The sequence below is a fragment of the Capsulimonas sp. genome, from assembly GCF_039929585.1.
Lineage (GTDB): Bacteria > Armatimonadota > Armatimonadia > Armatimonadales > Capsulimonadaceae > Capsulimonas.
Genome location: NZ_JBDSQY010000002.1, coordinates 21,606 through 36,263 on the forward strand (window position 1 = coordinate 21,606; position 14,658 = coordinate 36,263).

Annotated in this window: 11 protein-coding genes; 9 read left to right on the forward strand and 2 right to left on the reverse strand. The window is 56.7% G+C overall.

Annotated features, from left to right (window positions below):
- The first annotated feature begins 35 nt into the window (after positions 1 to 35).
- From ABIZ35_RS00135 to ABIZ35_RS00160, 6 genes are all read left to right on the forward strand, one after another.
- Entirely contained in the window at positions 36 to 1,286 is a 1,251-nt protein-coding gene (locus ABIZ35_RS00135; RefSeq protein ID WP_348217843.1) for a tetratricopeptide repeat protein, read from the forward strand.
- A gap of 19 nt (positions 1,287 to 1,305) precedes the next feature.
- On the forward strand, positions 1,306 to 2,562 hold the full coding sequence (locus ABIZ35_RS00140) for a tetratricopeptide repeat protein (protein ID WP_348217844.1): 1,257 nt from the start codon (positions 1,306 to 1,308) through the stop codon (positions 2,560 to 2,562).
- 163 nt (positions 2,563 to 2,725) lie between these two features.
- Positions 2,726 to 3,841, forward strand: coding sequence for a tetratricopeptide repeat protein (locus ABIZ35_RS00145; RefSeq protein WP_348217845.1), 1,116 nt, complete (start codon positions 2,726 to 2,728; stop codon positions 3,839 to 3,841).
- 59 nt (positions 3,842 to 3,900) lie between these two features.
- On the forward strand, positions 3,901 to 4,836 hold the full coding sequence (locus ABIZ35_RS00150) for a GNAT family N-acetyltransferase (protein WP_348217846.1): 936 nt from the start codon (positions 3,901 to 3,903) through the stop codon (positions 4,834 to 4,836).
- Positions 4,833 to 5,783: a hypothetical protein gene (locus ABIZ35_RS00155; protein ID WP_348217847.1), complete on the forward strand. Its 951-nt coding sequence runs from the start codon at positions 4,833 to 4,835 to the stop codon at positions 5,781 to 5,783. The genes ABIZ35_RS00150 and ABIZ35_RS00155 overlap by 4 nt, the downstream gene beginning before the upstream one ends.
- Before the next feature lie 69 nt (positions 5,784 to 5,852).
- The gene (locus ABIZ35_RS00160; RefSeq protein ID WP_348217848.1) at positions 5,853 to 6,560 is read left to right on the forward strand and encodes a VIT1/CCC1 transporter family protein; all 708 of its coding nucleotides are present in this window, start codon (positions 5,853 to 5,855) and stop codon (positions 6,558 to 6,560) included.
- Here ABIZ35_RS00160 and chrA read toward each other — a convergent pair.
- Positions 6,557 to 7,750 carry a chromate efflux transporter gene (gene chrA / locus ABIZ35_RS00165; RefSeq protein WP_348217849.1) on the reverse strand — a complete coding sequence of 398 codons (1,194 nt, stop codon included), beginning with the start codon at positions 7,748 to 7,750 and terminating at the stop codon, positions 6,557 to 6,559. The genes ABIZ35_RS00160 and chrA overlap by 4 nt on opposite strands.
- Positions 7,751 to 7,950: 200 nt before the next feature.
- Here chrA and ABIZ35_RS00170 point away from each other — a divergent pair, with 200 nt between their 5' ends.
- From ABIZ35_RS00170 to ABIZ35_RS00180, 3 genes are read left to right on the forward strand one after another with little or no spacing between them, the layout of a single operon-like run.
- Entirely contained in the window at positions 7,951 to 9,084 is a 1,134-nt protein-coding gene (locus ABIZ35_RS00170) for a J domain-containing protein (protein ID WP_348217850.1), read from the forward strand.
- Between the two features lie 12 nt (positions 9,085 to 9,096).
- A complete protein-coding gene (locus tag ABIZ35_RS00175) occupies positions 9,097 to 9,474 on the forward strand; it encodes a MerR family transcriptional regulator (protein WP_348217851.1) in 378 nt (125 codons plus the stop codon).
- 8 nt (positions 9,475 to 9,482) lie between these two features.
- Positions 9,483 to 11,936 carry an AAA family ATPase gene (locus ABIZ35_RS00180; RefSeq protein ID WP_348217852.1) on the forward strand — a complete coding sequence of 818 codons (2,454 nt, stop codon included), beginning with the start codon at positions 9,483 to 9,485 and terminating at the stop codon, positions 11,934 to 11,936.
- Positions 11,937 to 11,975: 39 nt separating this feature from the next.
- On the opposite strand, the gene fxsT is transcribed toward ABIZ35_RS00180, so the two are convergent.
- Positions 11,976 to 14,546, reverse strand: coding sequence for an FxSxx-COOH system tetratricopeptide repeat protein (gene fxsT / locus ABIZ35_RS00185; RefSeq protein ID WP_348217853.1), 2,571 nt, complete (start codon positions 14,544 to 14,546; stop codon positions 11,976 to 11,978).
- Between the last annotated feature and the right edge of the window lie 112 nt (positions 14,547 to 14,658).

A 14,658-nucleotide genomic window follows, 5' to 3' on the forward strand; every position in this document is an offset into this window, starting at 1 on the left:
TCGCCGAGGATTTGCCGAATGCCGATTGACAAAAAATGGACGACACCACTGGTGGTGCTGGCGGCAATCCTCATCTTAAGACCCGCAGGTTCTGTCTCCTCGCCGCTTTTCGTAAGGCGGTCGCCACATGGACATTGCGTTCCGGTTCTTCGGAATTAACCCAGCATAACAACGTATCTGCTGCGCGAGATTTCAAATTTGCCGTCCTCCTTGATCCCAACGACTACGTTGCGCGCGATTACTATGCAGTGGCTTTGCTCCGCCAAAAAAAGTTTGCGGAAGCGATCCGCGAATTGCGCACGGAAATACGCCTTCATCCTTCGTCGACATATGGCCATTACAATCTTGCAGAAGCGTTACATGATGAAGGCAAGGCCGACCAGGCTATTGCGGAATGGCGTCTTTCAATCCAGTATGGAGGAAGAAGCAGTCCTGCCTACACTGCTCTTGCTTGGGCGCTAATCCATACTCATAAGTATGTGGAGGCGGATGCTGTTGCGCAGCAGGCTGTCCGATACATGCCCGACGACTATGTCGCATACGAGGCGCTCGGATGTGCTTATCTTCGCCAGGGCAATCTTCAAAACGGGATCGCTGCTTATCGCGAGGCTTTGAACATAGAGCCGGAGAACGCTGAACTTCACCAACGATTTGCTTATAACTTGCGCAATGCGCACCAGCTGGACGGAGCCATTGTGGAGTATGGCGAAGCGATCCGTCACGACGCGACGCATGCGCCTTACCATCGTTATTTAGCGTATGCGCTTTACCTTCGAGGCGATTACTCACGATCGCTTGTGGAAGCGCAGCAGGCGCTGCAGCTGGATCCCAAAAGCCCGTCGGTCCATAACAGCATCGGCTATGAGTTGTTTATGCTCCATCAGCCGGAAGCGGCGCTAAAGGAACTGCGCCTCGCGTTGACCATCGACCCAAAAGACGCCCCCGCGCATGATAACCTGGGCTGCGTTCTATTTTTTCAAGGCAAACTCGATCAGGCGCAGCAAGAGTATCTGCTCGCTATCCAGATCGAGCCCAACACAGCCATATTGCATGCTGACCTTGGTGAACTCCTGGCGCGCAAGGGAGATACGAAAGCTGCGCTTGCCGAATATCAAACGGCGCTGAAGTCTCCGCCAGACGACCCGATGGTTTACAAGTGTTGCGGCTATATTCTCTATAAGACCGGGCAGAAGGCGAAAGCGCGGCAGATGTGGCGCAAGGCAATTACCCCGGATGCCGCCGACGCCGCGCAGCAGTCGCGGGAGTATTTGGCGAAGTATCCGTAGCCACGAGAGATCTTAACAAATGCCGATTGACAAAAAATGGACGCCGCCGCTGGTGGTGCTGGCGGTAGTCCTCATCTTATTCTGTCTCCTCGCCGCTTTTCGTAAGGCGGTCGCCACGTGGACATTGCGTTCCGGCTCTTCGGAATTGACCCAGCATAACAACGTATCTGCTGCGCGAGATTTCAGACTTGCCACGATTCTTGATCCAGGCAATCCCCGTGCGCACGGGTCTTACGCTCTTGTTCTGATGGATCAGAAGAAGTACGACTTGGCGATTCCAGAGTTGCGCGCCGCTCTGCGCCTGCGCCCATATCACTCCGATACCCATCTTGACCTCGGGGATGCTTTGAGTCATGTGGGAAAGAAGGATGAGGCGCTTTCCGAATGGCGTCTCGCTGTTCGCTATGACGCGCAAAGCTCCTATGCCTGTGTCGCTCTTGCTCATGCGCTAATCCTAAAACATCAATTTAAGGAAGCGCTCCCTTTGCTTCAGCAGGCGGTGCGGAGCGATCCGAGCAATTACGTTGCGCAGGAAGAGTTGGGTCGGGTATTGCTGCGCCTGGGACATTTCGCGGACGGGGTCGCCGCATATCGGGAGGCGATCCGCCTGGATCCTGATGACGCCAAGCTCCATGCACAGTTTGCCCTTGAACTTTGGCGAACGCGCCAATTGGATGGCGCTGCTGTGGAATACAAAGAGGCCATCCGCATCGCTCCCGCAAACGCCCGCTACCACCAGCATTTGTCCTATGTCCTTCATGACCGTGGAGACTATCAAGCGGCCCTCGCGGAAGCGCGAGAAGCTGTGAAAATCGGTCCAGATAGCGCTGCTGATCATAGTACTGTGGGGTACGATCTCTATCTGCTCGGCCAGTCTGAAGAGGCGCTCAAGGAACTGCGCCTTGCAGTCACTCTCGATCCCAAAGAAGCCTATGCACATGACAACATCGGCTACATTCTCTTTCGTCAAGGCAAAGTCGATCAGGCCGAGCAAGAATACCGTCTTGCGCTGAAATTCTCTCCTGATGATGTTATGATTCATGCGGATTTGGGTGAACTCTTAGCGAACCAAGGCGATATGAAAGCTGCGCTTGCCGAATATCAAAAGGCGCTGAAGTCTCCTCCTGACGACCCGATGGTTTACAAGTGTTGCGGCTATATTCTCTATAAGACCGGGCAGAAGGTGAAGGCGCGGCAGATGTGGCGCAAGGCAATTACCTCGGACGACGCCGACGCCGCGCAGCAGTCGCGGGAGTATTTGGCGAAGTATCCGTAGCCACGAGAGATCTTAACAAATGCCGATTGACAAAAAATGGACGCCGCCGCTGGTGGTGCTGGCGGTAATCCTCATCTTATTCTGTCTCCTCGCCGCTTTTCGAAAGACGGTCGCGAATTGGGCATACAGTTCTGGTCGCGCAGAAGTACGCCAGAATAACGATGTGAGCGCCGCACGCGATTTCAAGCTCGCCATGATGCTTGATCCCAGCGACACCTTTGCCCACAACAATTATGCTTTGGTTTTGATACGTCAAAAGAAATATGACCTTGCGGTCTCAGAGATGCGCGGTTTGCTTCGCAGCTATCCCCACGATGCCGGAGCGCATTTCTGTCTTGCGGAAGCGCTTGATTATCAGCATAAGAGCGACGAGGCGATTTCAGAATTTCGCATGGCTATTCGATATGATCCGCAAAACGCCCCCGCAAAGGTGGATCTTGCCTCCTTGCTGATAATCAAGCGCAAATATCCTGAAGCTGCCGCTATTGCGCGTCAGGCGATCCTGATTGCTCCTCGCGACTATATGGCGCACGAAATGCTTGGGAGTGCTCTGCTGCGTCAGGGCAACATTGTCGGCGGCGTCGCTTCTTATCGCGAAGCTTTGCAAATCGAACCAGGCAGCGCCAAGGTCCATGGGAAATTCGCGCTTGATCTTCGGCGCGCACATCAACTCGACGGAGCTGTGGCCGAACTCAAGGAAGCGATCCGGATTGATCCTACGCATGCGGCTTATCACACCAATCTTTCATATACCTTTGTGCGGCGAGGCGATTATCAGAATGCGCTGGCCGAAGCGCAGGAAGCTGTAAAACAAGATCCTCGCAGCGCAACCGCCCATAACAATCTGGGATACGATTTGTATTTACTCCATCACAGCCGACAGGAATCCATCGCCGAGTTTCAGCGTGCGCTGGCCATCAACCCGAAGTACGCCAACGCGTACGATAACCTTGGCTTCATCGCCTACAAACACGGCGATTTCGATGAGGCCCGGCGTGAGTATTCCATTGGTCTGCAAATCAAGCCTGACGACCCGGTCATTCGTAGTGATTACGCCGAGTTATTGGCTAGCCAGGGGGATACGAAAGCCGCACTTTCTGAATGTCAAAAGGCGCTTACCCCGATTCCTGAAGAGCCAATCGTATACAAATGCTATGGCTATGTGCTTTACAAAGCTGGTCAGAAGGCGCAGGCGCGAGCGCAGTGGCGTAAGGTGATTGCCATGGATGACGCCGACGCCGCGCAGCAGGCGCGGGAGTATTTGGCGAAGTATCCATAGCCCAAGTCTTTGTGTGCTGATCCTTTAGCAGCCATGCTGGCCGCGCCGATAGTGGGAATATGATCATTCCCATCGCCCAGGCCGATTATGTCCAGCATTTTTGTGACTTCCGTCGCGCCGTTCAAGATGTCTTTCCGATGCTCTGTGTCACGCCGTCTCAAACGGAAAACTTCCTCGCGGACTTAGAAGAGCCGGGGGGAAATCAAACGGTCTTTGTTGTTCCGACGCACGCTGGCCAGGCATTTGGCCGCCGCATTGGTTGGAGCCTCAAGTATCTCATCCCATCGGATTGGGATCGGCGCTACGAAATCCTACAGGAAGCTCTCCAGGAAATCAAGTCGGCATTTCTAGACTCGGGCGATGAAAAACTCACCCTTAGTATTCGCGGCGCCTTTCCCTCCCTCACGATCTACTTTGCCGGCATGCTGCCGATGTTGGGCTTCGAAATGCAGGCCGGAGACATCACGCTGCAAGCGGCGGAAGATCTGCTCGGGCGTCTTACGCTCCCCACTTTGCCGCTCGGCGTCCGCGAAACGGCGTTTGACGCCTCGCGTCTTCCCGAATACGCCTCCGTCCACACGCGGGCGCACGCCGCGCTGGATTTCCCCAAGCCGGCCTCCTATCGTGAAACGGATTGGGCCGAGACGATCGCCCATGCATCCGCATACGAAGATATCCGTAATACCTGGATCGGATTGGAATATGACGGACAAATAGTCGTCTCGTGCTACGGCGGCTGCCGTCCGGAGCGGTGGGGGGAGATCATGTCCGTTGAAGAACTGGCCGTACTGCCGGAGTTCTCCCATCAAGGACTGGGGCGTTATGCGCTGATCCGATGCCTTCAGGAACTTCAGCGCCAATACGGCGCGCCCGGCCGGGTGTTTCAGATCGGGACGTGGCGGCATCTTGGCCCGCGCCCCCTGCGTCTCTATCTCCACCTCGGTTTTCAGGTCTCGAATGTGATGACCCTCGCCGTCTTACGGAAAGCACAATGAACGAGTTTTTATGGCGTCCCGGCCATGGTCCGGACGCCGACGCAATCGAACGTATGACGGATTATTTCCCGAAGCCGAGTTTCCCGATGGGGGAGGCATGGTTTATGACGGACAAGCGGAAGATATATTCGGAGCTTATGACCACGGCTCCAGATGATCTGCCTCTCGAAAACCTCATCAAGTACTTGGATGAAATAGGCAGCGGAACGAGCGCTTTTGGGAAGCTTGACGGCGAATGGTCGGACTGGCTCCACTATCTGCTGCCGATTCTCGCAGCGAAGGCTGGGGGGCGTACATCGAATGGGGCGCTGGCGACGGATGTTATTTCGGCGTTCGTTACCCAGTATCCAAACGATGTGAGCGACTCTTACCCTGACTTTCGCATGGACGTCTTGAATACGCTGGGACGCTGGCCAATGGGGGCGCAATTCTGGGATGGAGACGATCTTCGCCCTGGAACCGTGCTGCCAGGACCGCCATTGGAAGGTCAGCAGATCCACTGGTGGGAAACCGACAGTGATGTATCCGCAGTCATGTTTTTCCTGTGGAAATATCTGAAACCAGTAGAGATCGATTCATGGGTCGGCTCAGTGTTCGCCATCAAAGGCGCGCATTGGAATGCCAATCTCCTGGTTTGGCTTGTGGGCGCGCGGAACGTTCTTTCCGGGAAGATTACTCAGCCGGTGGAGTTTGACACGAGAATACCGAAGATTGGCTGGTTCACGACATATTATCTCAATGGCCGTTACGACGGGGACTATCAAACGCCGACGACGATCCCGTTTCTCTCCCAAGCGAATATTATTGCGTTTCAAGTCGCTCTGCGAAAACACATTACCGAGGAGCTGTTCTTCGAGTGGCTGGACGCCTTTACTGAGTTCGACTATCTGAAGAACGAACTTTATACGCTGCCGGATCAATTCGCGGCGGCGTATCTTGAACGCTGACTCTTGTGGTCCCGCCGGAACTTATTTCTCGCGCTTGCCATTGCAGAAATAAGATCGGAAGGTTACTTCATGCCTCAAACTCCACATGTCGAAAAGCATTTTACGTCGACTGAGCTCGTCCGTGACATCGTGATCGGGATGTCGGACGGCCTTACGGTCCCGTTCGCGCTGGCTGCGGGCTTGACGGGCGTCGTCGCGGCGTCGCATCTCGTTATCACGGCGGGGCTGGCGGAGGTCGCCGCCGGATCGATTGCGATGGGGTTGGGTGGTTATCTGGCCGCGCGCGGCGACGCGGAGCATTATGTCAGCGAGCGGGCGCGGGAGAAATATGAGGTTGAACATCTTCCTGAAGTCGAGGCGCGGGAGGTCTCGGAGGTGTTTGAGTCGTATGGGCTGACCGCCGAGGAAAGCGCGCCGATCGTTGCGGCGCTGCAAAAGCGTCCCGAGGCGTATATCGATTTCATGATGCGGTTTGAGCTGGGGCTGGAAGAACCTGATCCGAAACGCTCTCTCACGAGCGCGATGACGATTGCAGGCGCGTATATCGCCGGCGGCGCCATCCCCCTCAGCCCTTACTTCATTGTGCCGCATGCGCAGACGGCGCTGATCTGGTCGGCGGTCGTTACTCTCATTGCCCTGGCTGTTTTCGGCGGCGTCAAGGGACGAGCGACCGGAGCGCCCGCACTGCGCAGCGCCATGCAGACGGTCGTCATCGGCGGCCTCGCGGCGGGCGCGGCCTTTCTGATCGCTCGCGCGTTTTCTGGCGGACATAGCTAATACGAATGGAACAGCAAGCCAATGACCGCGCCGGCGAGCACCAGCCAGGCGGAGTTGACGCGCCACCGGAAGAGAAGAATGGCGGCGGCGATGCTGATTCCTACGCTTAGCCCATCCACGAAGGCGGCGCGGGCGAGCTGCCAGGCGACGAAGGCCATCAGCGCCAGCGCTGCGGCGTTGACCCCATCGAGGAACGATCCGGCGACGGGAGAGCGGCGGATGCGTGGGACGAGAGGTCCGGCAATGGCTACGAACAGAAAGGCAGGGAGGAAGATGCCGAGTGTCGCCACAAGCGCTCCCATGGGACCCGCGAGGATGTAGCCGATGAAGGTCGCCGTGGTGAACACCGGGCCGGGCGTCAGCTGACCGACCGCAACTGCGTCGAGCAGCTGGGCTGATGTCAGCCAGTGGAGGCGCAGGATCAAGTCGGTTCTCAGAAAAGCGAGCAGCACGTAACCGCTGCCGAGCACCAGCGATCCGACTTTGGCAAAGACCAGAAAGATCGGCGACAGCCCGATGGGCTGTGCTCCGTGCGGTTCGATCAGCGTAAGCGCCAGCGGTAAAGCCGTGAGGAGCACCGCCAGGGCCGTTAGGGCGAGGAGGGGTTTGATCGGTCGCGGCGCCGGCTCGCGCAGCCACCCGCGCACGCCCAGCAGCGCGCCCGATCCAAGCAGCAGGGCGAGCGGCGGCGCCCCCAAGAAACACAAGACCAGCGATATGACCCCCGCCAGGGATATCAGACGTGTTTTGAGCGCCGTTCGGCCAAGCGCCCACAGCGCCTGAACGACCACGGCGATGATCACGGGCTTGACGCCGTAAAGAACCCCGCCCATTTGCGGCAGATGTCCAAACCGGACATACGCCCAGGCGATTGCGGTGACGATCAGCGCGGCCGGCAGGATAAAAAACACCCCCGCCAGGATCAGCCCGATCCATCCGGCGCGCCGCAGCCCGATAAAGATCGCCACCTCCGTGGAGCTTGGACCTGGGATCAGGTTCGATGCCCCGATCAGATCCAGAAACTCCCCTTCTGTCAGCCAGCGTCGCCGGTCCACGAATTCCGAGCGCATCATCGCGAGATGGGCCGCCGGGCCGCCGAAAGCCGTCGCGCCCAGACGCAGAAATGTGATCGCCAGTTCCAGAAGCGACGCCCGGTCCGTGGCGACCGAAGGGTGAGAAACGAATTTCACGGTGAGTTAGGTCCGGGCGATTGAGATTACGACGGGACACATTTGTTCCGGCGCAATCTACTATACCTCCTCCACGATCAGAGTTCTGTTGATTGAGGAACTCTAATGAGGAATAATTCGTTAACTATATTGATAGTCCCGCGCTCAAATGGGGTATCATATCAACAGACAGATAACCTGCGGCAAGAGAAGGCATGAGCATGGCGATCGATTATAAAGATTATTACAAAATCCTGGGTGTTCCGAAGACGGCGACGGAGCAGGAAATCAAATCGGCTTACCGAAAACTGGCGCGTCAGCACCATCCTGATGTGAACGCGGGCGACAAGAGCGCCGAGGACAAGTTCAAGGATGTCGGCGAAGCCTACGACGTTCTGGGCGACGCGGACAAGCGCTCCAAGTACGATCAGTACGGCGATCAGTGGAAGGCGTTCGGCCAGGGCGGACCCTCCGGCGGCGGCGGCGGCGCTTACCAGGGCGACGTGAACTTCGGTGGTTTCGGCACGGGCGGCCTGGACGATTTCCTGTCGTCGCTGTTCGGTGGCGCGGCCGGCGGCGGCGCCCCAAGCGGCTTCGGCGGCTTCAGTCAGCCCGCAGGGCGTATGCGGCAGGCGCCGCGCCAGGTGCGCGAGGATGTCGAATATCCCGTCGAGATTTCCCTGGAGGAAGCGTTCTCCGGCACGACCAAGAGTTTCACGCTGAGCGTTCCCGACACCTGTGGCCGCTGCGGCGGTTCGGGCGCGGTCAGCTCAGGCAAAAGCAAGCCCTGCTCCATGTGCGCCGGCACGGGCAAGGTCAAGGGCAACCGGGGACTGTTCGCCAACAACGTCTGTCCGCAGTGCGGCGGTTCGGGACAGGAAGTCGAAGTCTGTCCGGAGTGCCACGGCGACGGGAATGTGATCAAGAAGCGGCGTCTGACCGACATCAAAATCCCTGCGGGCGTTCCCGACGGCCAGCGCATCCGATTGTCGGGACAGGGGGGCAACGGCGGCGACCTGTATCTCAAAGTCATCGTGCGCGCGAATGCGCAGTACGAGCGTCAGGGCATCGATCTCTACACGGATTTCATCCTGCCTTACACGATCGCGGCTTTGGGGGGCGAGGCTCCTGTCGAGACGCTTTCGGGCCGTAAAGTTCTGAACGTTCCGGCGGGAACGCAGACCGGGCAAACGTTTCGGATGGGCGGGCTCGGCATGCCCGACATCAAGAAAAAAGGAACATCCGGCGCTCTGTTCGCCCGGGCGAAGATCAGCGTGCCCAAGGATCTCAGCGATCGCGAGCGCGAGCTGCTGACGGAGCTGGCGAAACTACGAAAAGATTCGATCAAGGTGTAAGAGGGTGGTGAAATGGCGTTCGTAAAAGACCGAAATCAGCCCATCTATACGATCAGCATCGCTGCAAAGCTTGTGCGTCCGATGGGCGGGCGGGGCGGCGATGATGTCAAGCCGATCCATGCGCAGACCCTGCGTATGTATGACCGGCTCGGTCTCGTCAAGCCCCAAAAAGTGGGGAAGAACCGATTCTATTCGGATCGGGATATTGAGCGGTTACAAAAGATCCAGCACTTCACGCAGGACATCGGCATTAATCTCGCCGGTGTGGCGTATATCTTCGCCCTGATGGACCAGGTCCAGCAGACGGGCGCGGGCGCGGACGCCATGGAGGCGATGCTGCAGGGCGCCGAAGAGACGCTGCGGGAGTGGATCAGCAACGGGGAGGAATGAGTAAACCCATGTTTGAAAAATTCACGGAACGCGCGCGCAGCCTGGTTCAGCAGGCGCAGGATGTCCTGAAGCGCTACAAGCATACGCAGCTCGATACCGAGCATCTCTTACTGGCCATGCTCGAGCAGAACGACGGACTGGCGGTCCAGGTCGTGCGTCAGCTCGGCGCGGAGCCGCGCGACATGATCCGATCAACCGAAAACGCTCTGGGGCGTGTCCCAAGGGTGCAGTATGAGGATCCGTCGGCGCAGATCTATATCACTCCGCGGCTCAAGCGTGTCTTTGACCTCGCTTCGGAGGAAGCGCAGCGATTGCAGGACACGCACGTCGGTGTCGAGCACCTGCTGCTGGGCCTGATCAAAGAGAACGATGGCGGCGCCGCGCGAATTCTGGTGCAGTACGGGGTCGATGAAGAAAAGACTTACAAAGCGCTGCATTCGATTCGCGGTACGACCCGCGTCACTGATTCCAAGCCCGAAGAGAAGTACAAGGTACTGGAGCGCTTCTCGCGTGATCTGACGCAGCTGGCCAGGGAAGACAAGATCGATCCGGTGATCGGGCGCGACGAAGAGATCAAGCGCACGATCCAGATTTTGTCGCGCCGAACCAAGAACAACCCGGTGCTGATCGGCGAGCCCGGCGTGGGTAAGACAGCGATCGTCGAAGGCCTCGCGCGCAAGATGGCGAAGAACGATGTGCCGGAGAACCTGCGGGATCGCCGTCTGCTGGCGCTGGATATGGGTGCGCTGGTCGCCGGCTCGAAGTTTCGGGGCGAGTTCGAGGAGCGTCTCAAGGGCGTCATGGACGAGGTTCGCAAGGCGGCGGGTTCGGTCGTGCTGTTCATCGACGAGCTGCACACCGTGGTCGGCGCCGGCGCGGCCGAGGGAGCGATGGACGCGAGCAATATGCTCAAGCCCGCGCTGGCCCGAGGCGAATTGCAGTGCATCGGGGCGACGACCTTGGATGAGTACCGCAAGAACATCGAGAAGGATCCGGCGCTGGAGCGCCGCTTCCAGCCGATCGTGGTCGGCGAACCGTCCGTGGAGGACACCATCACCATTTTGATGGGCCTGCGCGAAAAGTACGAAGCGCACCACAAGGTGAAGATCGACGACAGCGCCTTAGTGGCGGCGGCGGAGCTGTCGAGCCGGTATATCACCGAGCGCTTCCTGCCGGACAAGGCGATCGACTTGATCGATGAAGCTGCGTCCAAGATCCGCATCGAGAAATCGTCGATGCCGCCGGAGATCATCGCCAAGGAGGAGCGCCTGAGCCAGTTGCTCCACGACGGCCGCGGCGCCGCCGAGGACCGCGATTACGAGCGGGCGGCCCGCCTTCGCGACGAAGAGGTCTCGCTGCGCGCGGAGTTCAACAAAGAGCGCGACGCCTGGTTTGCACAATCGGGAATGAACAGCGTGGTGGGCGAGCAGGACATCGCCGAACTGATCGCCAAGGCAACGGGAATCCCCGTCTCAAGGATGTTCCAGGAAGAAGCCGAGAAGCTTCTCGCCATGGAAGAGAAACTGCACGAGCGCGTCATCGGCCAGCAAGTCGCGATTGAAGCCGTTTCGGAAGCTATTCGGCGCGCCCGCGCCGGTCTCAAAGACCCGCAGCGTCCGATTGGGTCGTTCCTGTTCCTGGGACCAACGGGTGTCGGCAAGACCGAACTCGCCCGCGCTCTGGCGCAATTCTTATTCGACGATCAGGACGCCATCCTGCGCATCGACATGTCGGAGTACATGGAGAAGCACAGCGTCGCCCGCCTGATCGGCGCGCCGCCGGGATATGTCGGCTACGACGAAGGCGGACAGCTCACCGAAGCCGTGCGCCGCCGCCCGTATCGCGTGGTTCTGCTGGACGAGATCGAGAAGGCCCATCCAGACGTCTTCAACATTCTGCTCCAGCTGCTCGACGCCGGCCGCCTCACCGACAGCACCGGCCGGATCGTGAACTTCAAGAACACGGTGGTGATTATGACGAGCAACATCGGCAGCCACCACATCGAAGCGATCCCAACGGGCGCGAGCCAGATCGAGGTTGACGCCCAGTACGAACGGATGAAGGACAAGGTGACCGCCGAACTGCGCAATCACTTCCGGCCCGAGCTGCTGAACCGTATCGACGAGATCATCGTGTTCCATGCGCTGAACAAAGAACAGATTAGCAGCATCGTGGACTTGCTCCTGCAAGGCACCGAGCGCCAGCTTAGCGCCCGCAAACTGCATCTGGAAGTGACGGCAGCCGCCAAAGAACTCATCGTCTCGGCCGGCTTCGATCCGCTCTACGGCGCCCGCCCGCTCAAGCGCACGATCCAGAGGATGGTGGAAAACCCCATCTCCTCCGGCATCCTCCGCCGCGAGTTCACCGACGGCGACACGATCATCGTGGACAGCGATGGCGACAAGATCGTGACACGGCTCAAGGTTCCAACGATCGGGGAGCGCGCCGCCGCTGTGGTGTAATGCTAAAACATAAGGAGAGCAAATTTTGCTCTCCTTTTGCTATTGACGATGGTTTCGCTTTTCATGGCGAATACGAATAGATTTTGCTTGCCTAAGATAAGTTTGAGCATCACGAGACCTATGAAGCTTTATTAGAATCATTGCATAGGTTTCCATTGCCCATGCTGTATCAATATGCTCTTTTCCATATTTTTTTTTAAGAAGATCCAGAGATTTTTTTGCATATCGTTCCGCTTCCGTATATCGCCCCTGGGCTCGGTATAAGCTCGCCAGGTTCCCCATTGTTTTCGCCGTTTGGGGATGCTCCTTGCCCTGAACGTTCTCCTGAGTTTCCAAAGCATTCTGGTAGAGGCGTTCCGCCTCCACGTATCGACCTTGAGCTCGGTATAAGCCCGCCAGGTTTCCCATTGTTGTCGCCGTTTCGGGATGCTCCTTGCCCAAAACATTTTCCTGAATTTCCAGCGCCTTTTGGTAGAGTGGCTCCGCTTCTGTATATCGTCCCTGGACTTGGTATAAACCCGCCAAGTTCCCCATAGTTGTCGCCGTTTGGGGATGCTCCTTGCCCTGAACGTTCTCCTGAATTTCTAAAGCATTCTGGTAGAGGCGTTCCGCCTCCACGTATCGTCCCTGGTCTTGATATAAGCTCGCCAGGTTCATCATTGTTGCCGCCGTTTCGGGATGCTCCTTGCCCAGAACGTTCTCTTCAATTTTCAACGCCTTTTGGTACAGTGGCTCCGCCTCCGTGTATCGACCTTGAGCTCGGTATAAGCTCGCCAGGTTTACCATTGTTGTCGCCGTTTCGGGATGCTCCTTGCCCAGAACGTTCTCCTGAATTTCCAAAGCATTCTGGTAAAGTGGCTCCGCTTCTACGTACCTCCCCTTGTCTTTGTGTAAACTTGCCAAGTTCATCATTGTTGTCGCCGTTTCGGGATGCTCCTTGCCCAAAACATTTTCCTTAATTTCCAACGCCTTTTGGTAGAGCGGCTCCGCCTCCGTGTATCGACCTTGAGCTCGGTATAAACCCGCCAGGTTTCCCATTGTTGTCGCCGTTTGGGGATGCTCCTTGCCCAAAACATTTTCCTGAATTTCCAACGCCTTTTGGTAGAGCGGCTCCGCCTTCGTGTATCGACCTTGAGCTCGGTATAAGCTCGCCAGGTTTACCATTGTTGTCGCCGTTTCGGGATGCTCCTTGCCCAAAACATTTTCCTTAATTTCCAACGCCCTTTGGTAGAGTAGCTCCGCTTCTACGTACCTCCCCTTGTCTTTGTGTAAACTTGCCAAGTTCATCATTGTTGTCGCCGTTTCGGGATGCTCTAGACCTAGTACACGTTGCCTAATATTAAGCGCCTTTTCGTAGAGGTCTAACGCCTTCTGGTGCTCTCCTTCAGCATTCGCAATCCATGCCGCATTATGAGTGCTCATGGATGCGGCGGGAGCGTCCACGCCTAAAACAATTTCTTGTATTAAGATTGCACGTTCGAAGAGTTCTCTTGCTTCATCGTATCTTGCGCGAGCCGATAGATATCTGCCCGTATTGTCCAGCAGCAAGCCTGCCTCTGCCGACATGAAATCTGGCTTTGGCGGGATGCCAATAAGTCGAATGCAGGAGAGTGCATGTGGCAGTAGCTCGTCACAATTGTCCCAATTTTCGAATTCTGGGATCGGTAATGTTATCGATAGAGCGGAGATCGCAGAACGAGACCATCCGACCATTTCTCCTTTAGATATAAGGTTAGATTTAATTACTTCTTGTACGAGGCGATGAATGCTGAAAGAGTGTGATGGTTTATCTCGCACTATCAAAGAGTACTTGGCAAGAGGCGCAAATAGTTCGGTTAGGCTTAGAGGGTCGATCTGGGCAGCTGAGAGTAGGGCGTTAATGTTATCGCCAAGAACCGAAGCGCCAGTTTGAAAAATGGCTTCAGGGATATTGTCAGGAGAAAGCATCGCTGCGATATACAAGGCGTCTGCGGATGCTTTTGAGCGATTCTGGACTTGCTCAAAGTTCATCGTCCAAGTAGTCGCTACCGTTTGGTCATAATTACCTTCAACCGGTTCTGCCCGTTCAAGTAGCTCCAAGCGCCGTTGTGCGTAGCTTTTGAGATAATCGTCGAAAGTTGCGTCGATATCAACGATGTAAGCCGCTGCCTGCTCAAGCGCTAATGGCAAACGCCCGAGTTCCTCCACCAGATTACGCGCCGATATCTCTTCAGGCTCACTCCGATCTCGTCCTGTTCTTTTGAATAGGAAATCAATCGCCTCATCGACTTCCATTTTGTCGAGACTGATGGGATTCCTAATACCTAGATGATCCAGAGTTTGCAGGCGTGAGGTCATTAATATTCGACCGTCGTGTTCGGACGGCAGAAAGTCTTTGATCAATTTACCTTCATCAACATTATCCAGCACGAGAAGCCAATTCGGAGTACGGTGCAGCCATTGCTTGACGGCGTCAACAATGAGCTTTTCATCGGCGTTTTGCGCCAGCGATAAGGATACGAGCTTTGCGATCTCCGCAAAGTCCGAAACGAGTGTCTCCTTTTTATCTGCTTTGACCCAGAAGACGCCTCCTTGATAGTGATGGCCGTACCGATAAGCGGAACGTGTCAATAGTTTGAGACAACTTGGTCCATTATTTTTCGCGCCGATCGTCGCCTAACTCTTCGTCCTCCTTTTGGGCAGGCGGGTTGATCCAGACGGCTGTTGGCAGCGCTTCCGGAAC

Coding starts and splice junctions, on each gene's coding strand:
- ABIZ35_RS00155 (WP_348217847.1), top strand. CDS start 4,833: ATGAACGAGTTTTTATGGCGTCCCGGCCATGGTCCGGACGCCGACGCA.
- ABIZ35_RS00175 (WP_348217851.1), top strand. CDS start 9,097: ATGGCGTTCGTAAAAGACCGAAATCAGCCCATCTATACGATCAGCATC.
- ABIZ35_RS00160 (WP_348217848.1), top strand. CDS start 5,853: ATGCCTCAAACTCCACATGTCGAAAAGCATTTTACGTCGACTGAGCTC.
- ABIZ35_RS00135 (WP_348217843.1), top strand. CDS start 36: ATGGACGACACCACTGGTGGTGCTGGCGGCAATCCTCATCTTAAGACC.
- ABIZ35_RS00150 (WP_348217846.1), top strand. CDS start 3,901: ATGATCATTCCCATCGCCCAGGCCGATTATGTCCAGCATTTTTGTGAC.
- ABIZ35_RS00170 (WP_348217850.1), top strand. CDS start 7,951: ATGGCGATCGATTATAAAGATTATTACAAAATCCTGGGTGTTCCGAAG.
- ABIZ35_RS00140 (WP_348217844.1), top strand. CDS start 1,306: ATGCCGATTGACAAAAAATGGACGCCGCCGCTGGTGGTGCTGGCGGTA.
- ABIZ35_RS00180 (WP_348217852.1), top strand. CDS start 9,483: ATGTTTGAAAAATTCACGGAACGCGCGCGCAGCCTGGTTCAGCAGGCG.